The organism is Natronorubrum amylolyticum (genome assembly GCF_052040145.1).
Taxonomy (GTDB): Archaea; Halobacteriota; Halobacteria; order Halobacteriales; family Natrialbaceae; genus Natronorubrum.
The window spans coordinates 167,854-191,555 of record NZ_JBPPFW010000001.1 but is presented as its reverse complement, the minus strand read 5'-3'; the positions used below and the strand labels follow the sequence as shown (position 1 = coordinate 191,555).

24 protein-coding genes and 1 tRNA gene are annotated in these 23,702 nt (G+C 62.0%); 14 read left to right on the top strand and 11 right to left on the bottom strand.

Going from position 1 to position 23,702, the window contains the following annotated elements; all coding sequences use genetic code 11:
• Window positions 1-89 precede the first annotated feature (89 nt).
• A complete protein-coding gene (gene mct, locus ACSFDB_RS00955) occupies window positions 90-1,274 on the top strand; it encodes a succinyl-CoA:mesaconate CoA-transferase (protein ID WP_440769192.1) in 1,185 nt (394 codons plus the stop codon).
• A 463-nt stretch (window positions 1,275-1,737) separates the two neighbouring features.
• On the opposite strand, the gene ACSFDB_RS00950 is transcribed toward mct, so the two are convergent.
• The 8 genes from ACSFDB_RS00950 to ACSFDB_RS00915 all read right to left on the bottom strand — a co-directional run bounded on the left by ACSFDB_RS00950 (window position 1,738) and on the right by ACSFDB_RS00915 (window position 8,919).
• A complete protein-coding gene (locus tag ACSFDB_RS00950; RefSeq protein ID WP_440769191.1) occupies window positions 1,738-2,541 on the bottom strand; it encodes a DUF8154 family protein in 804 nt (267 codons plus the stop codon).
• On the bottom strand, window positions 2,534-3,208 hold the full coding sequence (locus ACSFDB_RS00945) for a nucleotidyltransferase domain-containing protein (RefSeq protein ID WP_440770164.1): 675 nt from the start codon (window positions 3,206-3,208) through the stop codon (window positions 2,534-2,536). Before ACSFDB_RS00945 ends, ACSFDB_RS00950 begins: the two co-directional genes overlap by 8 nt.
• A gap of 219 nt (window positions 3,209-3,427) precedes the next feature.
• Complete coding sequence (locus tag ACSFDB_RS00940; protein ID WP_440769190.1) at window positions 3,428-3,664, bottom strand: hypothetical protein; 237 nt, start codon at window positions 3,662-3,664, stop codon at window positions 3,428-3,430.
• 36 nt (window positions 3,665-3,700) lie between these two features.
• On the bottom strand, window positions 3,701-4,090 hold the full coding sequence (locus ACSFDB_RS00935) for a type II toxin-antitoxin system VapC family toxin (RefSeq protein ID WP_440769189.1): 390 nt from the start codon (window positions 4,088-4,090) through the stop codon (window positions 3,701-3,703).
• The gene (locus ACSFDB_RS00930; RefSeq protein ID WP_440769188.1) at window positions 4,087-4,299 is read right to left on the bottom strand and encodes an antitoxin VapB family protein; all 213 of its coding nucleotides are present in this window, start codon (window positions 4,297-4,299) and stop codon (window positions 4,087-4,089) included. Before ACSFDB_RS00930 ends, ACSFDB_RS00935 begins: the two co-directional genes overlap by 4 nt.
• Window positions 4,300-4,511: 212 nt before the next feature.
• Window positions 4,512-5,858, bottom strand: a complete 1,347-nt coding sequence (locus ACSFDB_RS00925) for a hypothetical protein (protein ID WP_440769187.1) — start codon at window positions 5,856-5,858, stop codon at window positions 4,512-4,514.
• A 1-nt stretch (window position 5,859) separates the two neighbouring features.
• Entirely contained in the window at window positions 5,860-8,556 is a 2,697-nt protein-coding gene (locus ACSFDB_RS00920) for an AAA family ATPase (RefSeq protein ID WP_440769186.1), read from the bottom strand.
• A gap of 195 nt (window positions 8,557-8,751) precedes the next feature.
• Window positions 8,752-8,919 (bottom strand): hypothetical protein, encoded by a 168-nt coding sequence (locus tag ACSFDB_RS00915; protein ID WP_440769185.1) that lies wholly within the window; start codon window positions 8,917-8,919, stop codon window positions 8,752-8,754.
• Between the two features lie 215 nt (window positions 8,920-9,134).
• Here ACSFDB_RS00915 and ACSFDB_RS00910 point away from each other — a divergent pair, with 215 nt between their 5' ends.
• Window positions 9,135-10,409, top strand: coding sequence for an RNA-guided endonuclease InsQ/TnpB family protein (locus ACSFDB_RS00910; protein ID WP_440770163.1), 1,275 nt, complete (start codon window positions 9,135-9,137; stop codon window positions 10,407-10,409).
• Window positions 10,410-10,802: 393 nt separating this feature from the next.
• Window positions 10,803-10,934: a hypothetical protein gene (locus tag ACSFDB_RS00905; protein WP_440769184.1), complete on the top strand. Its 132-nt coding sequence runs from the start codon at window positions 10,803-10,805 to the stop codon at window positions 10,932-10,934.
• Between the two features lie 17 nt (window positions 10,935-10,951).
• Here ACSFDB_RS00905 and ACSFDB_RS00900 read toward each other — a convergent pair whose 3' ends face one another.
• On the bottom strand, window positions 10,952-12,205 hold the full coding sequence (locus tag ACSFDB_RS00900) for an ATP-binding protein (protein WP_440769183.1): 1,254 nt from the start codon (window positions 12,203-12,205) through the stop codon (window positions 10,952-10,954).
• A 194-nt stretch (window positions 12,206-12,399) separates the two neighbouring features.
• Between ACSFDB_RS00900 and ACSFDB_RS00895 the strand changes: the two genes are divergently transcribed.
• The 7 genes from ACSFDB_RS00895 to ACSFDB_RS00865 all read left to right on the top strand — a co-directional run bounded on the left by ACSFDB_RS00895 (window position 12,400) and on the right by ACSFDB_RS00865 (window position 17,610).
• Window positions 12,400-12,720, top strand: coding sequence for a DUF5785 family protein (locus ACSFDB_RS00895; protein WP_090307098.1), 321 nt, complete (start codon window positions 12,400-12,402; stop codon window positions 12,718-12,720).
• A 108-nt stretch (window positions 12,721-12,828) separates the two neighbouring features.
• Window positions 12,829-13,590, top strand: a complete 762-nt coding sequence (locus ACSFDB_RS00890) for a GTP cyclohydrolase III (RefSeq protein ID WP_440769182.1) — start codon at window positions 12,829-12,831, stop codon at window positions 13,588-13,590.
• Between the two features lie 140 nt (window positions 13,591-13,730).
• Window positions 13,731-14,354: a CBS domain-containing protein gene (locus ACSFDB_RS00885; protein WP_440769181.1), complete on the top strand. Its 624-nt coding sequence runs from the start codon at window positions 13,731-13,733 to the stop codon at window positions 14,352-14,354.
• Window positions 14,355-14,521: 167 nt separating this feature from the next.
• Window positions 14,522-15,748: a phosphoglycerate kinase gene (locus ACSFDB_RS00880; RefSeq protein ID WP_440769180.1), complete on the top strand. Its 1,227-nt coding sequence runs from the start codon at window positions 14,522-14,524 to the stop codon at window positions 15,746-15,748.
• Window positions 15,714-16,238, top strand: a complete 525-nt coding sequence (locus tag ACSFDB_RS00875; RefSeq protein WP_440769179.1) for a GNAT family N-acetyltransferase — start codon at window positions 15,714-15,716, stop codon at window positions 16,236-16,238. Before ACSFDB_RS00880 ends, ACSFDB_RS00875 begins: the two co-directional genes overlap by 35 nt.
• Window positions 16,239-16,249: 11 nt before the next feature.
• Window positions 16,250-16,323, top strand: a tRNA-Thr gene (locus ACSFDB_RS00870).
• Between the two features lie 291 nt (window positions 16,324-16,614).
• On the top strand, window positions 16,615-17,610 hold the full coding sequence (locus ACSFDB_RS00865; protein ID WP_440769178.1) for an arsenic resistance protein: 996 nt from the start codon (window positions 16,615-16,617) through the stop codon (window positions 17,608-17,610).
• Between the two features lie 424 nt (window positions 17,611-18,034).
• Here ACSFDB_RS00865 and ACSFDB_RS00860 read toward each other — a convergent pair whose 3' ends face one another.
• The gene (locus ACSFDB_RS00860) at window positions 18,035-19,375 is read right to left on the bottom strand and encodes a hypothetical protein (RefSeq protein ID WP_440769177.1); all 1,341 of its coding nucleotides are present in this window, start codon (window positions 19,373-19,375) and stop codon (window positions 18,035-18,037) included.
• Between the two features lie 254 nt (window positions 19,376-19,629).
• Window positions 19,630-20,253: a universal stress protein gene (locus tag ACSFDB_RS00855; RefSeq protein WP_440769176.1), complete on the bottom strand. Its 624-nt coding sequence runs from the start codon at window positions 20,251-20,253 to the stop codon at window positions 19,630-19,632.
• Between the two features lie 121 nt (window positions 20,254-20,374).
• On the opposite strand from ACSFDB_RS00855, the gene ACSFDB_RS00850 reads away from it, so the two are divergent.
• The 4 genes from ACSFDB_RS00850 to ACSFDB_RS00835 all read left to right on the top strand — a co-directional run bounded on the left by ACSFDB_RS00850 (window position 20,375) and on the right by ACSFDB_RS00835 (window position 23,701).
• Window positions 20,375-21,202 carry a DUF6159 family protein gene (locus ACSFDB_RS00850; RefSeq protein ID WP_440769175.1) on the top strand — a complete coding sequence of 276 codons (828 nt, stop codon included), beginning with the start codon at window positions 20,375-20,377 and terminating at the stop codon, window positions 21,200-21,202.
• Window positions 21,203-21,375: 173 nt separating this feature from the next.
• Window positions 21,376-22,389: a thiamine pyrophosphate-dependent dehydrogenase E1 component subunit alpha gene (locus ACSFDB_RS00845; RefSeq protein ID WP_440769174.1), complete on the top strand. Its 1,014-nt coding sequence runs from the start codon at window positions 21,376-21,378 to the stop codon at window positions 22,387-22,389.
• Window positions 22,389-23,441, top strand: a complete 1,053-nt coding sequence (locus ACSFDB_RS00840; RefSeq protein ID WP_440769173.1) for an alpha-ketoacid dehydrogenase subunit beta — start codon at window positions 22,389-22,391, stop codon at window positions 23,439-23,441. The genes ACSFDB_RS00845 and ACSFDB_RS00840 overlap by 1 nt, the downstream gene beginning before the upstream one ends.
• Entirely contained in the window at window positions 23,438-23,701 is a 264-nt protein-coding gene (locus ACSFDB_RS00835) for a lipoyl domain-containing protein (protein WP_440769172.1), read from the top strand. The genes ACSFDB_RS00840 and ACSFDB_RS00835 overlap by 4 nt, the downstream gene beginning before the upstream one ends.
• The last annotated feature ends 1 nt before the right edge of the window (window position 23,702 follow it).

Genomic DNA, 23,702 nt, shown 5'->3' with positions numbered 1-23,702 from the left:
ACATCCTAACAGGCTCCCTATGGGACGATGTCACAATGTACATTATCGATGGTAAGGATTTTGGTCGTGGTCTGGGAAAGAGAGCGTACATGGGAGCACTTTCGAATCTACGCGTGCTCGATCTGACCCAGGTCCTCGCTGGGCCGTACTGCACGATGTTGCTCGCGGATATGGGCGCGGACGTCGTCAAGGTAGAGCGCCCGGGCGGCGATATGATCCGCTCGAACCCGCCGTTCGTCGACGACCCCGAGGCGGAAGCCTACGGCGGCTACTTCCAGAGCGTCAACCGCGGCAAGAAGAGCATCGAGCTGAATCTCGGCGACGAGGCGGACCGCGCGGACTTCCTCTCGCTCGTCGAAGAAGTCGACATCGTCGTCGAGAACTACCGTGCGGGGACGATGGAGAAGTACGATCTGGGCTACGAGACGCTCACCGAGTACAACGAGGATCTCATCTACTCCTCGATTCGGGGCTTCGGCGACCCGCGCACGGGAGAAACTGAACGCCAGGGCCAACCCTCCTTCGACCTCATCGCCCAGGCGCTGGGCGGCGTTATGGAAACGACGGGGCAGTCGGACGGCCCGCCGACGAAAACCGGTCCCGGCGTCGGCGATCTCTTTACCGCCACGCTGAACTGCATCGGCATTCTGGCGGCGGTTAACCACCGCGAACAGACCGGCGAGGGCCAGTACGTCGACACCGCCATGTACGACTCCATGCTCAGCTTCACCGAGCGCGCCGTCTACCAGCAGTCCTACACCGGCGAGGCACCGACCCGTCGGGGCAACTCCCACCCGACGCTGTTTCCCTACAACGCCTTCGAAACCGACGACGGCTACGCCGTCATCGCCGCGTTCAACAACAACCACTGGGCGCAGCTCTGTGAGATCATGGATCGCGAGGAGTTAGCCGAGGAGTACCCCACGACGCCAGAGCGCCTGCGGAATCGCGACTCGCTTCGCGAGGTGATCGCCGACTGGGCGCTCGAGCAGACCAACGACGAACTGGTGGGGCAACTCGAGGGCCGCGTCCCGGCCGCGCCCGTCCAGACCACGAAGGAGATCTTCGAGGACGAGCACGTCCGGATTCGAGACATGCTCGTGCCCGTCGAACAGCCCGGCGCCGACCGCGACGTCGAGGTTGCGGGCAACCCGATCAAGATGAGCGAGACGATGCCACAGCCGCGTGGTCGTGCGCCGCTGCTGGACGAGCATCGCGAGGACGTACTTGGCGAGAGTGAGACCGCAGACGCAGAGACAGCAGCCGACGACTGAGCAGGATTCGGCATTTTTGTGCTGTTGATCTCTGCGGGAGTGAACAGTTCGGCGTCTCGAGTCGGCTGCGTATACGAATTCTCGGATACCACTCGTAGCGACCTCCTGTTGTTTCGGAATCTGCGCTGACAAACACGTGCTACTGTCTGGTGTACTGTCGCCCTTGCCTTACGGACTGGATCATCCCGATTCCGGGCGCTGGCGGTTGTGGTGTGGCGGACGGATGTACAGTCAGGAATTGTCGGTAGGTTAACTACATCGAACACCAATTTTCACTAATGACCACCCAACCAGGATGGACTAGTCGCGAAACGATCGCAGCCGTTCTCGTCGCCGGAGTCGTCGTCGGTGCGGGCCTAGTAGCGGTCGTCGAGCCGACGCTGCAGTCGATCAGTGTCGCTATCGTTGGCGTGGTCGTCGGGTTCGCACTACTCATCCCGTACGTTCCGGGCATCGATATCGGCTATCTTCCTCTATCGACCGTCGGAATCCTCGTGGCAAGTATCGGTGTGTTCGGACTTCTCACGGATACCGGAGCAGCGACACTCCGATGGGTGTTCATTCTCGGTGGAGTCGGAATCGTTCTCGAAGACCAACTCCGTCGAAAACGTGAGTAACGTCGACCCCCGTTTCGCGTGAGGTGGGCGGTGATATCAGGGGTCCGTCTCTCCGTGATTCGATGGACGGATCCGAATCGTGGCTTCAGGCCTTCGTCGTCTGGCACAATGTGACTCACTAAACACGACCTTTCAGACGGCTGTGGGTAACAGATGCAGACACCACCTTCTCGGATCTGGTTTTTGGCGTGACAGTGTATCTCCCGTGCCAGTGTTTTCATTGCTTCCGCTTGTGCTTCTGTCGGCTGTTTCCCACCGTAGTAGCTGTCGGTCCGGTTCTCGGTGTACAACCCCCTGAGCTCGTCCGTTGTCGAGCGGGAAAGAAGTGCGAGTTCCGCTGCGCGATCGTAACAGTACGTGTGGTCGTGGAAATCCCGCAGTTCGTCTCCGCCTTCTGCGAGAGCGTACGCCTCAATCGACCGTTCGATAGCCCCGAAACAGAGTTCGATGGTCGCAGTATAATAGCCGTCACCGTCGACCTGTTCGACGACACGACGGAGCGTACACCCCTTCGTGAGTTGTGCTTTCCAGTCGTCACCAGTGTCGATCGTCTCCTCGTCCGTTGGAATCCCGTCCCCTTCCTCGTTGAATGCGTCGACAGCAGCCTCGAGCGTGTCTGTGATTGCATTCGGATCGGATGCGTTACTCATCTGCCTCACTTCCCTGATTGATAATACTCCGAACCGTCTCGAACTTCTCGGTTTCGTAGAGCGTAATCCCGCCGTTCAAGATTTCTCGAAGGTCGGTGAGATAGTTCGGAACTGCCTGCAGTGCCTCGATGTCGATCTCGTACTCGTACCGGCCCCCTTCGAACGATTCGTCCTCGAGTCGCTGACGGATCCGATTCGATTTCCGCTGGGTTTCCATTCGGCCGTCCTCGACCAGCACCCAGAGATCGATATCGCTTCGTCGATCGGCCTCACCTCGAGCCACACTCCCGTACAGGACGATCGAGATCACGTCGTCCAGTTCGTCCACGAGCGTCTCTACGGCCGTCTGTACTGGCGCGTGGAACTCCGATTGCGGGATCTCGAAATACGGATTATCGGGAACATAGAGCCGCTCTCGGTTGATTCGCACCAGACGCTTTCCACCCTCACGTTCCGTGACGACGAGGTCGTTGCTCGAGAGTATGTCTACCGCTTTGGTAACGCTCGGCCTCGAGTGTTCGACTGCGTTCGCAAGTTCCGTAACCGAGAACTCATCGTCAGGGTTTCGACTTAAAAACGACAGCGTATCGTCGATCACCCCACTTCGGAACAACCTGCCGTCATCAACGGGTATATCGAGGGTTATACTTGTCCGGTCTCTCGGCATCTCGTTCGAGTTCGTTTTCATTGTAAACAAACTCGTACGCCACCTATTTATACTTTATAACAGACTCGAACATATCTTATATAGTATCGTACGTTCTCCGTCTGCTACTGACTGGGACGAGAGTTCCACCGTTGAAGCTGTCGAGTCTCGAGCGCGTCTTCCACGTGGCTCCCGTCTACTGGCGGCGACGGTCCAGCGAACCCACTACCCGATCGGATCCTACAGAATCTCGAGCAAGATTCGCTCGAGGTCCCGCTCTAACTCCGACGCCTGCAGGATCGTCACCGGATTCTCGGCTTGGTCCTCGAGCGCTGCCATCTCGTCCTTGAGGCCCTGTGTGACCAGCAGGCTGTTCCGACTCGATGCAGTCCGTTTTGGTGGGCCGAGGATGAACTCCTCGTTGACCCGAAGGAAGGCGAGGTACTCGAAGGTCGAGTGTGATCGTACTCTCTCCACTCGATTGTTATTGTTGTTCGAACCACAGACGACCCGTCAGTACATCTCGCGTGGGTTCTCGACGGTGAGCCCGTCGATGTGACTAAAGCCACTGTCCGACGTAACGATTGGTGCGTCGAGTGACCGCGCAACGCCAGCGATCATCATGTCGGGATGGTGGATGCGTTGCCCGTAGTCCTCCAATTCGGCGCGAATCTGTGCGCCCTCGCGGCTGTGGGCTGGCGTGTAGTCGACTCGGTCCACCCAGGGCAAATCTCGGTCAACCGCGGTGGGATCGCGGCCGACTTTCACAGCGCCGTGATACAGTTCGTAAAACCCGATCTCGGGGAGCACGAGACTCTCGTCCTGGTGGTCGAGTCGGTACTGCTTGGCGTGATCACGGCCCCGGAGGAAGTCAGCACAGAAGCTGCTGTCGAGGACTTTCATGGGTCGGCGTCGAAATCCTCGTCCATCTCGCGTTTTACCTCGTCGACGGCCTCGTCGATCGGCGTCTCGCTCCACGCGCCAAATCCGGCGAGTGGATCGTCGTCCTCGAGTTCGCGCTCGATAACGTCGTCGAAGCTCTCGGAGCCCTGCTTTCGTGCTCGGAGCTTTCGCCACGTCCGCTCGGAGACGCGAATGGTTTTGTCGCCCATGTACACATCAATGTATACATGCTACCCTCTTCGATGTTTCGCCCACATCACGAGTACCAGATGAAAGTGATGATCGGACGATAGATCGATTTCGGAACGGAGCGGTCGTACGACGGATCTGATCGATATCGAGGCAGCATCTGTTGACGCCGGGACTCGAGCAGACGGGGTCAATTCGAGGATAGAAAATACGTGAATCACGTGGGACAGGCTTACAGAATCTCACGGAGAATACGCTCGAGGTTCCGTTCCAACTCCGAGGCCTGCAGGATCGTCACCGGATTTTCGGACTGTTCCTCGAGCGACGCCGACTCGTCGTCGAGATCCTGCGTCACCAGCAGTCCGTTCCACCCCGAGCCGAAATAATCGTCCTCGTCGGGACCGAAGACGAACTCTTCGTTGACTCGGAGGAAGGCGAGGTACTCGAGTGTCTCTTTAATACCGCGCCGAATGGTGTCCACGTTGGTGCTGTTCTTGACCTCCGTGATCAGATACTCGTGTTGAGAGTCGTCTTCGGAGACGACCTCGAGGACGATAACGTCCGGTCGACCCGTGTGGTTTCTGAACTCCCGATCGAAGTAGTCGCCGGCGATCGACTGGGCCTCGAGTTGCACCTTGTCCGTCCGCGAGTGGTTCTCCGCGCCCTCATCCGGGACTGCGACGAACGATAGTTCGCGGTCGCCCGCGGAGTTGTCGTGGTAGAGGACGATCTCTTTCTCGTCCTCGAATCGGGCCACTTCCTGTCGGCCCGTCGCGATCGTCTTGTACTGCGGTTGCGTCTCACGCATTCGCTCGAGAGTCGCGACGAATCGGAAGAGGACGAACAGTTCGAACAGCGAGTCCTGATCATCCGGTGCGATCGCCGTCTCTTCGAGAAGGTTGCGGATCGCATCGGCGTCGCCGTCGAAGAGTCGCTCTCGAGTTTTGAGCAACGACGCAGCTTCTCGATAGACCGCGTGACGCGAGTCGGCGGCAGTCGTGAGCATTCGTTCGGTCGGTTCGTAGGCGTCCGGATCGCGAATCCGACGGATGTGGACGTTCCGCTCGACGATCCGCTGGAGTTCGTCGATCAGATCCGTACTGCCCTTCCAGGTCTCGCGGACCCAATCATACTCGCCGCGGAGATACGCTTCCGCCTCTCGGATCGTCGTGTGAATGATCGAAACTAGCCGCTTGAGGACGATGTTCTCCGGGATGTCGTAGTCCACCGTTCGATTATTACAGACGAAGATCGATCTGTCACGAGGGTGCTCGGAATACCGCTTCTTGATCGTCTCGTTCCAGTCGATGCGGCCGTCGACTGCCCCGCGTCGCGTCCGCGAGGTCGTTCGCGTTTCGGTTCGGAGACTCCGCAGATGCGTCGAGAGGTCTCGCACAAAGTCGACCACGTCGGATTTGAGGATGAAGTGCAGATCGAGGAGCAGTTCGTACTCCTCGAACCGCTCGTCCAGTTGCTCGGGTTTGATGGACTGCGCCAGTTCCCGCTCGGGAAACGAGCCGTTCATCACGTGTGCGAGGATGTCCTCGGTCACTTGCTCGAGGAGGTCGTCCCTGTTCATCCTACTCGCTCTCCGTCAGCGTCACGTGCAGCATTTCGCCGGCCGCTCGCTCGAGTAGCGCGTCGTCGATTTCCTCGACAGCAGCGATCTCGCGGACGATCTTCCGGCGTTTCGGGACGCCCTCGAGTTGCGGGAACACGTAGCTGACGACCGCCTGTGTGAGGTGGTACTCGAGTTCCGATTCGGGATGTTGGGTCACATACCGGAGAAGGTCCTCGATGATCGCCGGGCCGATCGATCGCTCGTCGACGGCGTGGTTCGTCTTCCGCCAAACGCGACCGACAGCCATCGCTACGTCCCGATCGAGGTCCAGTTCCCACGCGTCCGCGTACTCGTGGACGAGTCGTTCCAGCCGAATTTCCGCGTTCCTGGTTTGTCCCTCGGGAAGTTCGGGTGCCGGCACCCGAACGAACGCGAACCGTCGCATGAACGCGTAGCTCATCTCGTAGAGCGATGTCTTGTCGTAGGTGTTCATCGTCGCGAAGATCCGCCACGAGTCGGGGACGAGATACTGGTGGTCGGCCGGACCGGCCGACCCCGAGCGGTCGGCTGTCGTCGTAAGTTCGACCTCCCGTCCGTCTTTGGTGTAGGGAAGCTGGACGGACTGACCGGAGAGAAGCGTAAAGAGTTGTCCGAACGCCTTGTCGATATCGGCACGGTTCAGTTCGTCGATGACGATCAACTCGTTCGACTGAGCACCCGTCTGCGAGTCTTTGAGACGGTTGAGCACGATGCCGGGCGTGAACGCGAGGTTGTCGTCGCCGCCTTCCGACTCGTTCGGCATGTAGCCGCCGACAGTATCGAACGTCGACCAGTCGGCCGTCGCTGTCGTCGTCTCGTATCCCGAGTACAGAGTCGGATAGTCGTCCGCGAGCGCCGCACAGATCCGGCCGGCGATCTCCGTCTTGCCCGTCCCCGGCGGTCCCGTCAGGAGCACGTGTTTCCCGGAGCGTAACGCGGTCTCGATCTGCTCGAGTATCCGTTCTCCCTGATCCTCCGGAAAATAGAGCCCCTCGAGCGTATCTGCCGAAATCGTGCCTCGGTACGGTTTGTGGATGTTGACCGTCGAAACCTCGGTCAACGCATCGACCATCGCCGCGACGAGCGCGAGCGGTCGGTCTCGATCGATGCCTCCGTCGTCGGTCCGAAACGTCGCGTGCATCGACTGGGTCGGGAACCCGGTTCCTGATGCCTCGACGCAAATCTCGTCCGCCTGCGCGATCGGAAGGGAATTGCTCGTCAGCGCGGCGGCTTCGCGGTCGGTCGTCTCGACCGGTTTCTCGGCGATCGACTGGGACGTATCGATCTCGTCGATCGACCCCGTGAGAAAGAGTCGGTCGAACGACGCGACCAGCGACTGCATCTCACCGTGCTCGTGTTCGTCACGCCACCACGGTTCGTCCTTCTCGAACCGTTTACCGAGGATTCCAACGCCGATGATACCGCCCGACTGAGAAGCGAGATCGTCGTCACCGGGTTCCGCTCGAGCGTGGAGTACGACGACGTCGCCATCCGAGAGTCCCGCCCAGCGGTCACGGTGTTCATCGTGGAACGAGACCGCCCCGTACTCGACAGTCGTGAGCCAGTAGTCAGCCGGCGCGGTGAACGCGTAGACGGTCGGTTCGGTCTCTCGAATGTGGGAGACAACCGCGTGGTCGACCTGCGTCGGTTGAACGTCCGTTTTCGTCTCGTCTTCGACCGTGTACGTCTCGCGGAGAATGCTATTCAACCGAGGTTGACTCAACGGTGCGCCGACGTCACCGATCTCGGCCTGAAGAATCCGCACCCAGCAGAGAAACAGCATCTTCGCCGGCGAGAACGAGCGGTGCGATCCGACACCGAGATCCGCGGCAACCTCCTCGAGTTCGGGTCCGAGGGATTCGTAGACGTCCCGGAGTTGGTCGAACGTCGCGGCGGTCCGTTCCGAGACGGTACCGGACGGTTTGAATCCCTCGAGGGCCCTCGACCACTCCGTGACGAGCACGTCCCCGAGGCGACGCTCGAGCCACGCCGGATCCCTCGGGGATGCCTCGAGTCTGGCCCGAACGTCGGTGATCGCGGCCTCGAGAGTCCGGTATTCGTCGGCTGGGTCGATTTGGTCGTCCGCGTCGCTCGATCCAATTGGATAGATTTTCTCGCCGCGGATTTCCTCGATGAAGTCCGGAAGCGAATCGTATGCCGAGAAGAACGTCGATCCGCGCCGATCGAAGTTGATACCGCTGAACGTGTCGTTCGGCCAGCCTTTGAACCCGAGCGTGTTCCAGAACGTCTCGCGGTCGAGTCGGGCCTCGTAGATCGGATCGAGGAACATCACGTGAGGGTACGCATCGTTCGGATCCTCTCCCCAGCCGATCGTCTGTGTGAACGCGGTTGCCGTCTCCGAATCCAGAATCGTCGCATGAGCGACCCGGGCTAACAGCGTGTAGTCGCCTCCGCGGCGTCCGTCACGATCCGCAAACAGGAGGTAATCGCCAGCGTCGGCTGCCGTTGATTCGGTGTTCCCCCATACCCGAAGCGACTCGTGGTCGACCGGAATCTCACAGAACTGCTCGAGTCGGTTCCGACGAACGCCGTCGATGACGGTCCGCTCGAAATTCGATCGGATCGGCTCGTCAGCCGACGCTTTCACTGGCACCTGATAGACGGTCGGATCAGGAGCGATAGAATCATCGGACGACCCGCGTTCCCCAGACGTCATTGCTTGCCTCGAGACAGTACCGTCGTATAAATCCTGTTGCACGAGCGACCGGTAAGGGGGAGAGACATACGAAGCCACGAACTGGTATACGACTGTTCTTCAGTCACAGGCCGTCTATTTCGATATCTCGATCGTCCGTCCGAAAAGCGAGAATATCGGTCAGCTACCTCGTCCTCAACTCGAGGCGATTCCGTACTACTCGAACTCGAGCACCGCCGGAATCACCCGACAGCCACAGGGTGAGGCCGTCCCTTCGGTCGGTCCAACCACCGTCGTCGCGACGATTGCGGAGCCACAGCGGGGACACTCGGGGAACAACGGGGACTCGCGTTCAGCATCCTCGAGATCGTCGTTCACCCCCACAAGGACCACCGGCCCACAGTCACCGCTACTGGTCGATATCGGTGCGACTGCCGTTCGGGACGTTTATGCGATGAACAAGCGCAAAACCTCGCCCTTTAGGGCGGGATACGCGCCGTCACTGTATGACGCCAACCACCGCTGACTACACGGCGGGATATTCACGTCAACCGACACTATTAACAGAACGGCGTTCATAACCAGTTATGAAGATAGAAATGAGTCGAACCGTCCGAACATTCGAGGCCACGATTACGAACCACCAACAGGTTTGTGATGACCTCAACCAACTCGGATGGGCCGCCTCAAAACTTTGGAACGTCGGTCGCTACTACGCACAAGAACGGTGGGACGAAACGGGCGAGATTCCCGATGACGGGGAACTCAAATCCGAACTCAAAAGCCACGAACGCTACACGGACTTACATTCTCAATCCAGTCAGCGCGTTCTCGAAGAACTCGCTGAAGCGTTCAACAGCTGGTTCGGCAAGCGTCAGAACGGCGATGACCGTGCCCAACCGCCCGGCTACCGTAAAAACGGAGACTCCCACCCGCGTTCAACCGTGTCGTTCAAAACGGCTGGCTTCAAACACGACGCACAGTTCACCCGTGTCCGCCTCTCGAAAGGACGCAACCTCAAAGAACACCGTTCGGACTTCATCCTGTGCGAGTATCAGACCCGCCCGGACGTGGACCTAACCGAATGGGACATTCAACAGGTTCGTGCAATCTACAAACGCGGCGAGTGGCGACTTCAATTCGTCTGTCGCACCGCTATCGACCCGGAGCCGCCGGGAGATGAAGTGGCTGGTGTTGACCTCGGGATCTGCAACTTCGCCGCTGTCTCGTTCGGCGGTGAATCCGTGTTGTACCCCGGTGGTGCACTCAAAGAAGACGAATACTACTTCACGAAACAGAAAGCCAAATGCGACGATTCCTCGTCTCGTGAAGCCACTCGTCTTGACGGAAAACGAACGAGTCGTCGGACGCACTTCTTGCACGCACTCTCGAAATCAATTGTCGAGGAGTGTATCGAACGAGGTGTAGGGACGCTTGTCGTGGGCGACCTCGGCGGTATCCGAGAAGACGACGAGAACGGCGAACCTCGGAATTGGGGCGACCACGGCAATCTCGACTTGTACGGGTGGGCGTTCGACCGCATCACGACGCTACTCGACTACAAGGCGGAAGCCGAGAGCATCGACATGGAGTTGGTCTCGGAACGCAACACGTCCAAGTCGTGTTCGGCGTGCGGCCACACAGACGACAATCAGCGCGTTGAACGCGGGTTGTACGTGTGTGAAAAATGTGGTACAGTTGCGAACGCGGACGTGAACGGCGCGGAGAACATTCGGCAAAAGGTACTCCCGAGTCTCGCCACGGATGGCGGCGATAGGGATAACGGCTGGTTGGCACAGCCAGCGGTTCACCTGTTCGACCGTAGTGAGGGCTGTTTCGCCCCACGAGAACAAGTTGCTAACCGCGAACCGTAACATCCCAACGCGGTCGGGAATCCTCGCCCTTCAGGGCGGGGAGGATGTCAAATCCCGACAGAATGTACGTAATCATGGCTTGCAAACCGCTCGTTTGGAAGCCACGTCTCGGGTGTCATCACCAACCGGGGCATTTCGGTACCTCCTCGCGGAGCGCGGCTTCCAGTCTAATTGTTGACTTTTATCGCCATATATCTACCAAAGAGTGATAGAAAACGATTGATGCGGCGGTATCGAACCGACGTGGTCTCGAGACTCGTCCGTTCGCTGTCGCTCGAGTCCGAGCACCCTACTCGAATCCGAGGAGCGCGAACCGCACAGTTGCGGACGACGCGAGTACCATCGCACAGCGTTGGAGGTGTCGTCATATACGCTCGACTGTTACTCCACCACATGGGGTCGATAACAACCTGCCCGCTGTGCGGAGCGGACTGCGAACACCGGGATCACGTCCGATCCCACATGCACGAACACCACCGCAAATCCGAGATCATCGACGAGTATCTCGACGCAATCGAGAACTGAACGGATCGCGAACTCCCTTACGACGACGTTTCGGTCCCACTCGCCGGCAGTGAAAACGAAAACGTCGCCCCCTCGCCCGGTTCGGAGTCGACCCAGATCTCGCCGCCGACGGACTCACGTCGCTCGTCCGTCGAGCCCGGCCCCACGCTGTTCGCCCGGACGCCGTGGCGCTCGACGATGCGTTCACAGAGCGCCAGCCCGAGTCCCGTTCCCTCGTACTCCTCTCGAGCGTGCAACCGCTCGAACACCTCGAAGATCCGCTCCTGTGCGTCGGGTTCGATCCCGATCCCCTCGTCGCGAACCGAAACGATCCAGCACGAGCCGTTTCGCTCGGCGTCGACGTGGACCGTCGGCGGCGCGTCGCCGCTGTACTCGAGTGCGTTCCGAAGCAGGTTCCCCAACACCTGGCGCAACTGATCCTCGTCGCCCTCGACGCGAGGGAGGTCGCCGACGGTCACCGTTCCGTCGCAGTCCTCGATCTTCACGGAGTGTTCCTCGAGCACGTCGTCGAAGACGGAATCGAGTGCCACCTCTTCGAACGGTTGTCCCGCCGTCTCGACGCGCGAGTACTGAAGCAGTCCCTCGATCATGCTGCGCATTCGATCGGCGCCGTCGACCGCGTACTCGAGGAACTCCTCGCTCTCGTCGTCGAGATTGCCGTTTCGCCGCTCGATGAGCCGGAGATAGCTCGAGACCATCCGGAGCGGTTCCTGGAGGTCGTGGCTGGCCGCGTAGGCGAATTGCTCGAGCCGTTCGTTCGACGCCGCGAGCTGTTCGTTGGACTCCTCTAAGCGGTCGACCGTCTCCTCGAGTTCGAGCTGGATCTCCTCGAGTTCGCGGTTCCGCTGCGTGACTTCGTGGGCCCGCGTTCTGGCTCGCGCGTCGTGGATGCCGACGCCGAAGCCGGCGGTCGTGCTGAACGAGGTGAGGATGGGGATGGCGCGATCCGGATTGGAGATACCGCCTTCGGCCAGCACCTCGTAGAGGCCCAGAATGGTTAGCATCACGACGAAGCCGCCGAGACACCAACCGGCGACGTAGGGTGTAAGCTCCTCGCGAATGTCGGTTTCGGGCAGCTTGTAGCCGCCGTAGCAGAGAATCACGCCGAACACCCCGATGAGGAAGAAGATCGAAAGCAGGCTCGAGAGCCGTTCGCCGTAGTTGGTCCGGACGAGCGTCCGTCCGAGCGCGATCGCTACGTACGCCACGCCGAAGGCGAGAACGATACGCTGTGGCCCGATGGCGGACACCACCCGTTTCCAGCGACTCACTATCGCCAACCCGGGTAGCCACCTACAATAAGATTCTGTTCAGGAGATTGTCAATCCGACGACGGTCTCAGAAAGTGACTCTCGGAGAGGACGGATTGCTCGTCGATGTGCCCGTCTCGAACATCGCGTCCGTCCGGCCGCTGGCTCGACGATAGAGAGTAACTCTTTTGCGGGGTCCCCGCACACATCGACGTATGGACTGGCCACACGATCCCGACGGTGAACAGGGGAGCGAGGGGATGCGCAAGTTCGACATGCGAATCATCGCCGACAAAGTCGACGAGGAAGAGGACTTCCCGATGGTCCGCGACGAGTTCGTCGAGGAACACGGCGACGATCCGATCCGGATCAACTACCAGCGAGTCGTCCCGATGCGGGAGATTTTCGAGTACGTCGAAGCCGAGGAGTTCGAGACGATCCTCGACATGCACAAGGCCGTCGGTGCGGCGATGCGCGCCGGTGACTTCTGGGAGTACCACCCGAAGGGGTCGGATCCCGAGAAGAAACCGGCCTGAGTCGGCTCGGGTCACCCGGCTCGCGTTCCCCGACTTCCGTTTTTCTCCCCCATCACGAATCTGGATTACGTATCACTTATACGATGGCGTTCGAAAGGGGTTCTCACCGTGACTAATACGCAGGTGACGCTCGTTCAGATCGACAACTACGGGCCGTGGACCGTCACTCCCGAACCGCGGCGGGAGGCAGACCTCCAGACGCTCCAGTCCCGGCTCTACGCCGACATCTCTCAGTTCGTCGGCAACCGAGACGGCTACACCTTCTTCACTCGCTTCGACAACATGGTCGCCGTCACGAACGGTCTCGACCTCGAGGACCACGCGCTCCTTCAGGAGTCCGTCGGCAACCGCTACCCCGTGACGCTCAGCCTCGGCGTCGCGACGGGAACCAGTCCCGTCCAGGCGCTCGCGGACGCGACCGAACTGGTCCAGGAGGCCGGCAGCGCACAGGACAAGAACCGACGCGAGTGTCTCGAGGGCCGCGTCGTCGAGGACGGCCACCGGGCCGACGACGACATCCAGATCGCTCACTTCGACGTCGTCGACGCGACCGGCAACTACACCGACGAACTCAACGCCTTCGACACGTTCATCGAGATCGAACAGGGCTACGCCGAACTCATGCGCCACATGCGCTACGCCCACGACAGCCTCTCCTTTTTCGTCGGCGGCGACAACATCATCGTCGTCTGTCCGGACCTCGGCGAGGCCGAGTACGAGGAAGCCATCCACCATGTCCAAGAGGCCGTCGACGTCGAACTGCAGGTCGGCGTCGGCCGCGGCGAGAGCGCTCACGACGCCGGCTTCGCCGCGAAACACGCCCTCGAGACCTGCCGCGCCGACGGGACCAGAGTCGAACTCGAGTGGTGACCCGGCCGAACTCCGCCGTCAGCCCCGTTTCGGAATCCGACCGGTAGAAGCTTCAGCACGCCGAATTACGAACCTTCGAGACGAATTTGCTTAAGTGTAGCGGAGGTAGCTTTTAGCCCGTCTATGGTCATTGTTCACATATGGAATCGGAACTGTCGGTCAGGGATATCCTGACGAACGATTACGTCGGTGTTAGCGAGTCAGACACCGTTCGCGGCGCTGTGGGACTTATGCGCGAAGAGCGAGCGAGTTGCGTCCTCGTCGTTCGCGGCGCGAACCCGGTCGGTATCGTGACCGAGTGGGACGTTCTCGGCGTCGTCGACGACGAGCAGGATCCGGACGCGACGACCGTCGGCGACGTGATGAGTTCGCCGGTCATCACCTTCGACCCGAACCGATCGCTCACTGACGCGGCCGACGTGATGGCCCGTGAGAACATCCGCAACGTCGTGGTCGAGGACGAGGACGGCGTGCTGGGGCTGGTCACCCAGCGCGACGTCATCGCCGCCGCCGGCTCGTTTCAGGCGACGATGACTCCGCTTCGCTCGAGTGACGCTGCGATCGAGCAAAACCAAGGCTCCGCCTCCGACGAGCGCGCTCCGCAGTCGGCTGCCGCGGCGAGCGAGGAACTCGAGACGCGGCTTGTTGCCAACGGCGGCGACGAGTACACGACGCAGGGCGTCTGTGAGACCTGCGGCTCGCTCGCGGACGCGCTGTGGGATGCGAACGGCCAGTTGGTCTGTGCGGACTGTCGAACGGTCTGAGTCGAGGTGGCTCTCGGGCGGGTGGTGTCGGCGCGGATTTCGAACGCTCCGATGGCCGCCCGCCGTCGGCAGAATCCACGGACGCAGTTCCGTTCCGCGAAGATGATCACCGTCAGCGATTTCTCCGATGGAAAGACCTTTCGGGTGCCGCGGTGGACTGATCGATAATGACCGATACCCTCGACGATCTGGCCGTCGAAGGGACCACCGTCGGCGTCCGCGTCGATATCAACAGTCCTATCGGCGACGACGGTACCCTCGCCGACGACGCCCGACTGCGTGCCCACGTCGATACCCTCTCGGAACTGCTCGACCGCGGCGGCCGGGTCGCCGTCCTTGCCCATCAGGGACGACCCGGCGGCGACGACTTCGTCTCCCTCGAGTCCCACGCCGACCGACTCTCGGAACTGCTCGGCCAGCCCGTCGACTACGTGGACGTGACGTTCAGCGGCGCCGCTCGCGAGATCGTCGACGACCTCGACAACGGCGACTGCGTCGTCCTCGAGAACACCCGCTTCTACAGCGAGGAGTACATGGAGTTCGAACCCGAACGCGCCGCCCGGACCCACCTCGTTGAAGGATTGGCACCGGTGCTCGACGCCTACGTCAACGACGCCTTCGCCGCGGCCCACCGCTCACAGCCCTCGCTGGTCGGCTTTCCGACCGTGTTGCCCGGCTACGCGGGTCGCGTGATGGAGTCCGAACTCGACGTGCTGGGATCGATCGAGGAGACCCCCGAACCCCGCGTCTACGTCCTCGGCGGGGCGAAAGTCACCGACTCGATCGACGTCGCCTGGTCCGTCCTCGAGAAGGGGCTCGCGGATCACGTCCTCACCGCCGGCGTCGTCGGCAACGTCTTCCTCATCGCCGACGGCGTCGACCTCGGCGACGCCAGTTCCGACTTCATCTACGATCAGGGCTACTGGGACGAGATCGACCGCGCCGCCGATCTGCTCGACGCCTACGGCGAGCACGTCGCCCTCCCTCGGGACGTCGCCGTCGAACGCGACGGCGAGCGACACGAGATCGGCGTCAACGCGCTGCCCCCCAAAAACGACGAAGCCGCGATGGACATCGGGAGTTCGACGCTCGCCTACTACGAACGACTTCTCGAGGATGCGGGCACGGTGATTCTCAACGGCCCCGCCGGCGTCTTCGAGGAGGATGCGTTCGCGCGAGGGACACGACAGCTCTACGAGGCGGCGACCGACGTCGAGACGAGCATCGTCGGCGGCGGCGACACCGCTTCGGCGCTCCGCCGACTCGGTGTCGAGGGCTTCTCTCACGTCAGTACCGGCGGCGGGGCCGCCCTGCGGATGCTCACCGCGGAACCGCTCCCCGCCGTCACGGCACTCGAGAATGGACCTACCCAACGACAGCCAGCCGACGATTGAATACGCCGCTCAGGACGACATCGAACCGGTCGCGGACCTCTGGGTGCGACTCGCCCGCGACCAGCGCGAGTACGATTCCGCCGTCCTCGCCGACCCGAATCGCGAGATGATCCGGGACACCCTCGCGGCTCACCAGGTCAACGACGGCCTGCTCGTCGCCCGCGTCGGTGGCGCGATCGTCGGCTTTGCCTCGTTCACCCTCGAGCGCGGCTCGCTCGCCCTCGATACGACCCGCGGACTCCTCTCGAACATCTACGTCGATTCGGGCTACCAGAATCTCGGGATCGGGACGGCGCTGCTCGAGGCCGCCGAAGCCGAACTCGCCGAGCAGGGGGCCGAGACGGTGATCCTCGAGGTGATGGCGGCTAACGACGACGCACGCCGGTTCTACGACCGACACGGCTACGACACGTACCGGGTCGCGATGAAGCGAGAAGTCGGGGACGACGATCGGTCGGAAAACGATACACATTCAAAGGAGGATCGCTAATCGCCAGTTGCGCCAGGGGAGCATGGGTGGTTCATGCACTCGACTTGTAATCGAGACTCCCGGGGTTCAAATCCCCGCCCTGGCTCTGCTGAACGCGAACGGACGTGAGCGTTCGCAGAGCAGACGCGGGGATTTGAATCAGACCGAGGTTCTGCGCCGCAGGCGCAGGTTCTCGGGCGTGGTTCAAATCCCCGCCCGGCCGGAATCTTCGTTGCAAACTGAAAGAGCGAAGCGATCGAACATCCGTCGATTGCCCAGACCGAAACCGAGCGCCGGAACAGGGACCACTGTCTCCGGCCGCCGATACCGACTCCTCGAGCCACTAGCCTTACCAAAACCACAGCCTTAGCACGCTCCACGCGTAAGAACTGCGCAGATGGACGTCGTCGAGAAGTATCAGACGGTGTTCGTTCTCGTCGCCATCGCCGTCGGACTCGCGCTCGGTCAGGTCTCGGGCGTCCCCGCCGTCGCGGACCGCCTCATTCTGCCGTTTCTGATGGTCATGCTGTTCGCCGCGTTCGCCGGCATTCCGCTGTCGCGGCTCCGTGATGCGTTCGGGAATCGACGCGTCGTCGGCTCGAGTCTGCTGATAAATTTCATCTGGAGTCCGCTGTTGGCCGTCGGCCTCGGTGCCGTCTTCCTCCGGGACCATCCCGCGCTGTGGGTCGGCCTCATCATGCTCATGGTCACCCCGTGTACGGACTGGTATCTCATCTTCACCGACATCGCCGACGGCGACGTGCCGCTAGCGACCTCAATCCTGCCGTACAATCTCGTCCTGCAGCTGGTACTGCTTCCGGTGTATCTGTACGCGTTCGCGGGCACGCTGGTCGAACTACCGCTGGGCGTGCTGGTGGAGAGTGTGGTGCTCGTGCTCGTCGTCCCGCTCGTTCTCGGCGGGCTCGCTCGGTGGGGGCTGACGCGAACGAAGGGGAGAGAGTGGTTTGCCGGGCGATTCCTCCCAAAACTGAGCCCGATCCAGATCGTCTTTCTGAGCCTCGCGATCGGGGCGATGTTCGCCTCCCAGGGGGAGGTGATCCTCGAAAACCCCGAACTCCTCGCCCTCCTTGCCGTTCCCGTGATTGCCTTCTACGCGATCAATCTCGGCGTCGGCTTCGGCGTCGGTCGACTGCTGTCGTTCTCCTACGAAGAGCTGGTCTGTTTCAACAATACGATCCTCTCGCGGAACTCCCCGACGGCCCTCGCGATCGCGGTCGTCGCGTTTCCGAACGAGCCGCTCATCCCGCTGGCGCTGGTCATCGGGCCGCTGTTAGAACTGCCGTTACTGGGGATCATCGCACAGATTCACGTCGCCATCCGCGACCGAGAGTGGTGGCCGCTCGACGCCACTGCCCTGCGCGGCAGAAGCTGATGCGAGGGGGCGCCAACCGTCGCAGTTTCGAGTGATACTCGGCCGCTCGGACAGCGATCGCTACCGGGTGTAGTATCCGAAATGTCGGCCGACGAAGGCCGACGTTGGAACGAGATGATCGATCGACGAGGGTCGATGTCTCATAGTCGAACCCCCTTCGTGGCAACGACTGGCGTTCTACCCTCGTCACTACGATGAACGTCGGATCTACTGATAGCTCTGGTTCCCAATTATGTAGGTGGTGCTTTCTGGGGGAGCCAATATCGAAGCCCGCGACGAGTCGTTGTCACGGAGTTTGCCACACGCAGGGAAGCTCGTCGAGACTGCCGTCGACGACGTTACTGCCGGTGACTGCGTTATCATTGCTGGCGCCGCGCGGAGTCGACGAATGCGGGAACCGATCGGCCGATCGTACCGGCTCCGATCAGGTCGAGCAGTCGCCGTCCGGGGTGGAGTCGGACGCTTTCGTCTTCGTGTGATCGTCTCGAGGCTTCCCACCGTCGGGTCCGTACTCGTCGTGTTTGTCGCCTGGTTTCTCGGGATCAGCGCGAGTCCCGTCGTGTTTGTCTCGAGAACCCTTCGGCTCGTCTCGAGGTTTTTCCGGCTCTTTCACCGGTTCGTCGGGGTCGTCCGGATCCGTCGGGTCATCGGGCTCGCTCGGTTCGTCGTCCGGCTCCTCGAAATCGACATCCACGTCGTCGACCTCCCAGAGGAACTCGGACGTAAACGTCCCGTCGCCGGTGATCACCCACGGAACGACGACGCAGGTGTGACACAGGCCGTCGTCGACGGTGAGCGTCGCCGTATCGCTGGCACCCGACACCTCGCTCACGCCGAGGATCGTATCGGCCTGCGTGAGCCACCAGACGACCCGATCGAGGTTGCCGTCCGGATCGGCGACGTCGATCTCGAGCGTTGTCGGCGACGGATCCTCGCGATCGACCTCGAGGATGCCCGCTTCCGGACGAGCGGCCTCGATAGTGGGATCCGCGAGACCCCCCGGCGCGACGGTGACGGTCCAACTCGCCCGATACTGCTCGCCGTCGACGTCGACACCGGCGACGACCTCGTAGGTGCCCTGGGTCTCGAACGTCTCCTGCCAGAAGTGGGCGTCCTGTTCGAAGAAGTAGGTGCTCTGCCACGGATCGGCGAACGTATCGCCGACCTGTTCGCCGTCGACCCACCACGTGGTCGTCTGGGACGCGTCGGGATCGACGGCCCCGACCTCGAAGTGAACCGTCGTCTCCGGTTCGACGGTGAGTTCGGACGCAGGGAACTGAAGCGCCTCGTCCAGTTCCTGGGTAGGAAGAATCTGAACGGTTCGCTCGTCCGAATCGCCGTTCGCCTCGACCCGGACCGTCACCGAGTCCGCCGTCGCGACGGGCTCGGTCTGGTAGCTCGGGGCGGTCGGCTGTACCGTCTCGCCGGGATCGACCGTCAGCGTCACGGTCCCCAGCGACTCGTCGTCGACGGTGTACTCGATCGTCGGTCGGATCGGCTCGTCCGTCGGGTTCTCGACCTCGACGGTCCAGTCGAGCAGCGCTCCACCCGTAACTGCCTCCGGAATTTCGACGATCCGAACGGATACAGGCCCGTTATCAGCCTCGTCCGGCTCGGGCGCGGTGTCGTCCGGTTCGGCGCCGTCCGGGTTCGAATCATCACTCGGCGTCCCGCCGTCCTGTGCACCGGCCGGTGTCGTAGCGACACTCGTAGCCGGGACGATACTTCCTACTGCAACCCCTTTCAATAGCGTTCGTCTGTTCACGTGTCTAACCTCCTACCGGTCGTCAACCCGGAATCACAGCAAAAAGGGGGAGTACCGTTGTGCGCACTAATCGGATATTTGGATCGTGTCGCTCCCAACGTATATTCGATGGATGACGTTACCCTGCTGTTGTCTCCGGTTAACAACGGTAGCGGCGGCGAAATCGGACGGGTCCGCGATCGGCGATCCGTTCGGACGAACCGATCGGTCGTTGGCCGAGACACTGTCGGCAGTCGAGAAGCGTACTCGGTTGGCTACTCGCGTCTCGCGACGCGTGCCTCTCCAGTCAACGCGTCGACGTGAACGTGTGCGGTTCCCGCGTCGGTCTCGAGCGGGACGATCCAGGACGCGCTGGTCCGGTGTGGCTCCTCGAGCGAGGTGATCGCCTCGGCGTCGACGTCGGATGTCTCGGCCGCGAGGGCTTCTCGAGCGATTCGGTCGGCCTCGTCGGCGTCCTCGATTCGGATGTCGTCCGTAAAGCGGACGGTGACGACAGGGACATCGGCCATACGGACGACCCGTTCGGTGACGCTGCCGACCAGCACGCGATCGAGGCCGGTCCGGCCCTGCGTCCCCATCACGATCATGTCGATATCGTTCTCGTCGGCGTACCCGAGGATCTCCTCGTGGGGGACGCCCTGTTCGACCGCCGTCTCGACGTCGACGGCCGCTCGCTCGGCGTCGACCTCGACGCGTTCGACTGCTCGGTGGGCGGCGGGCGCCGCCGCATCGTTCTGCAGCGTCCCGAGCGGCCCCTCCGGAACGATCGACAGGGCGTGGATCGTCGCATCGAACCGCTTCGCGATCGTCAGTCCGTGGGTGATCGACTGGCGCGTCCCGTCGCTCCCGTCCGTCGGGATGAGCACGTTGTCGTACATTTGGGTGGAATATTGGGGAGACGGACGTATATAGCCTCGAGTCAGCTTTTCAAGCTCGATCCGCCTGCCCGAAAGTCAACAGTCCAACAGGAATATATATTCGGCCCGAATACTGTGGAATATGACTGGACGGTTCCGTCACGGGCTTCGGGTCATCGACGCCAGCCTCGGGGTGTTTCGAGCGCGTCCTCGACTTGCCGTCCTTCCCCTGTTGAGTCTCGCTGCCGTCGGGAGCGCGTACGCAGCCCTCGCCGTGGCGATCTTGCACTACGATCTCGTCGGTGCGGTGTTCACGAGCAACGTCGTCCAGTATAGCGTTATGTTCGTTGCGATCGCCATCGCCTCCGGCGTCGGCATCTTCTTCAACGCCGCGGTCGTCCACTGCGCGACGCGTCACTTCGCCGGCGAGGAGCCGACGGTCGGCGAGGGGCTAGCCGCCGCGTGGGCGGTCCGTCGGAAGATCGTCGCGTGGGGCCTCGTCTCCGCGACGATCGGAACCGCGTTCTACGTCGTCGAGGACAACGTCCCCGGCGTCGGAACCCTTACGCACTCCCTGTTCGATATGGCGTGGGGACTCCTGACGTTCTTCGTCGTTCCGGTGATCGTCACCGACCAAACCGACTCACTTCGATCGGACCTTCGAAAGAGCGGGGCGGCGTTCTCTCGAACATGGGGCGAGAGCATCACCGCAGCCTTCGGAATCGGGCTGGCTCTGCTTCCGGTGAGTATCGTCGGCATCTGCTTGCTCGCAGCAGCCTACGTTTCGGCATCCGGGCTCGCCGCGTACGCGATGGGTGCGATCGGCGGTCTGCTCCTTGTCGCGTCGATCGTGGTCGCACAGGTCCTCGGCATGATCGTCCGCGCCGCCCTCTACCAGTACGCGACCGCCGGCGACCGCGTCGGCCCGCTCGAGGCCCTCGATCCGGACGGCATCTTCGTCGACGACTGATTGTTCGCGGTGCGATCGACGGGCGCGTCGGTCGCTGTCGTTGCGCGATGGCCGAGTAGCCGCCAGTGTGAACAATCACAGCTATTGAACCGTCCTCGATGCGGAATATAGCTATTTAGTCGCGTGTCCCGTCAGTTCTACGCGGCATGGTATCTGTTAACGAATTACAATCAATGTACGAGAACATGGTGACGGCGCGTCACTACGAGGAGCGTCTGCAAGAGGAGTATCTCGAGGGAAAACAGCCGGCGTTCGACATCTCCGCCGGCCCCATCCCGGGTGAGTTACATCTGGCTGCGGGTCACGAGGCGTCCGGCGCGGGCGTCTGTCAACACTTACGGGACGACGATACGGTGACGGCGCCGCACCGACCACATCACATCGCTATCGCGAAGGGCGTCGATCTGAAGCGGATGACCGCGGAGATATTCGGCCGCGAAACCGGTCTCAGTGCGGGGAAAGGCGGTCACATGCATCTCTTCGATCCCGACGTCAACTTCGCGTGTAGCGGGATCATCGCCGAAGGCTGTCCGCCCGCCGTCGGGGCCGGTCTGGCCGCGAAGAAACGAAACACCGACAGCGTCGCCGTCGCGTTCCTCGGCGAGGGCGCCATCGATCAGGGGGCGTTCCTCGAGTCGCTCAACATGGCGAGCGTCCAGAATCTCCCCGTCGTCTTCGTCGTTGAAGACAACGATTGGGCGATCAGCATGCCGAAACATCGCATCACCGACGTCGCGAACGGCGCCCGACGCGCCGACGGCTTCGACATGCCAGGAGAGCGCGTCGACGCCGACGACGCCGTCGCCGTCTACGAGGCGGCGAGGGAGGCCGTCGGCCGCGCCCGCGACAGGAACGGGCCGTCGTTGCTCGAGGTACAGGTCCACCGTCGCATGGGCCACTTCATGGGCGACCCACAGGAGTACCGCCCCGGCGAGGACGAGGAGGCCGCGATCGAACGGGATTCGATCGAGCGACTCGAGTCGGATCTCCGAGGGCACGACGTCGACGGCGAGACGATCGACGACCTGCGCGACCGCGCTCACGAGCGCGTCGAAGAGGCCATCGAGTGGGCGAAAGACCAGCCAGAACCGGAGCCGGACGACGCCTACGACGATGTCTTCGTGAACCCGCCTTCGGGCGTGACCGATAGCGAGCCGTCGGCTGCGGAACTCGGAGGTGACGACTGATGGCACAACAGGAGCGAGATCCGGCGAGCGGCGGACAGACTGACCGATCGTTGACCATGAGCCGGGCGATGGTTGAGGCCATCGCTCACGAGATGCGTGAGGACGACGAGGTCTTCTACATGGGCGAGGACGTCGCGGACTACGGCGGCATCTTCGACAGTACGCAGGGCCTGCTCGAGGAGTTCGGTTACGACCGGATCATGGACGTCCCGATCAGCGAGACGGCGTACATCGGGGCTGCCGTGGGTGCGGCGCAGGCGGGCATGCGCCCGATTGCGGAGCTCATGTTCGTCGACTTCTTCGGCGTCGGGATGGACCAGATCTACAACCAGATGGCGAAGAACACCTACATGAGCGGCGGCTCCGTGAGCGTGCCGATGGTGCTCACGGCCGCCGTCGGCGGGACGTACAACGACGCCGCTCAGCACTCCCAGACGCTCTACGGCACCTTCGCCCACCTACCGGGGATGAAGGTCGTCGTGCCCTCGACCGCCTACGACGCGAAGGGGCTGATGCACAACGCCATCCGCGACGACGATCCGGTCGTCTACCTGTTCCACAAGCGGCTGATGGGCATCGGCTGGATGCCGGCTCCGGACGGGCCGAAGACGGGCGTTCCCGAGGACGAGTACACGATCCCGTTCGGCAGCGCCGACGTCAAGCGCGAGGGAGCGGACGCGACCGTCGTCACGCTCGGCCTCCACGTCCACCGGGCGCTCGAGGCCGCCGAGTCCCTCGCCGACGATGGGATCGACGTCGAAGTGATCGACCTCCGGACGCTCGTCCCGCTCGACACCGAGACGATCGCCGACTCCGTCGCGAAGACCGGCCGACTGGTCGTCGTCGACGAGGACTACCGCTCGTTCGGCGTCACCGGCGAGATCGTCGCGAGCGTAGTCGAGGCCGAAAACGGACTAGACGATCTGGAAGCCGTCGAGCGGGTCGCCGTACCGGACGTTCCGATCCCGTACGCGCGGCCGATGGAGAACGAGGTCATCCCGAACGCGGAGGACGTCGAGAACGCCGTCCACGAGGTGTACGACGGCGAATGAGCGGGAGCGACGACCGCGTCGCCGTCGACACGGGCGACGTCTGGCCCGAGGATACGGCGGAAGACGAGGGCGTCGTCGTCAACTGGTTCCTGCGCGAGGGGAGCCGCGTCGAGGCGGGCGACGACCTCTGTGAGTTCCAGGTCGAGAAGGTGAGCGTCGACGTCCCCGCACCGACCTCCGGCACGCTCGAGGAGATCGTCCTTGACGAAGACGACGAGTTCGAACGGGGAAGCGTCCTCGCCTGGATTCGTCCGGACTGAT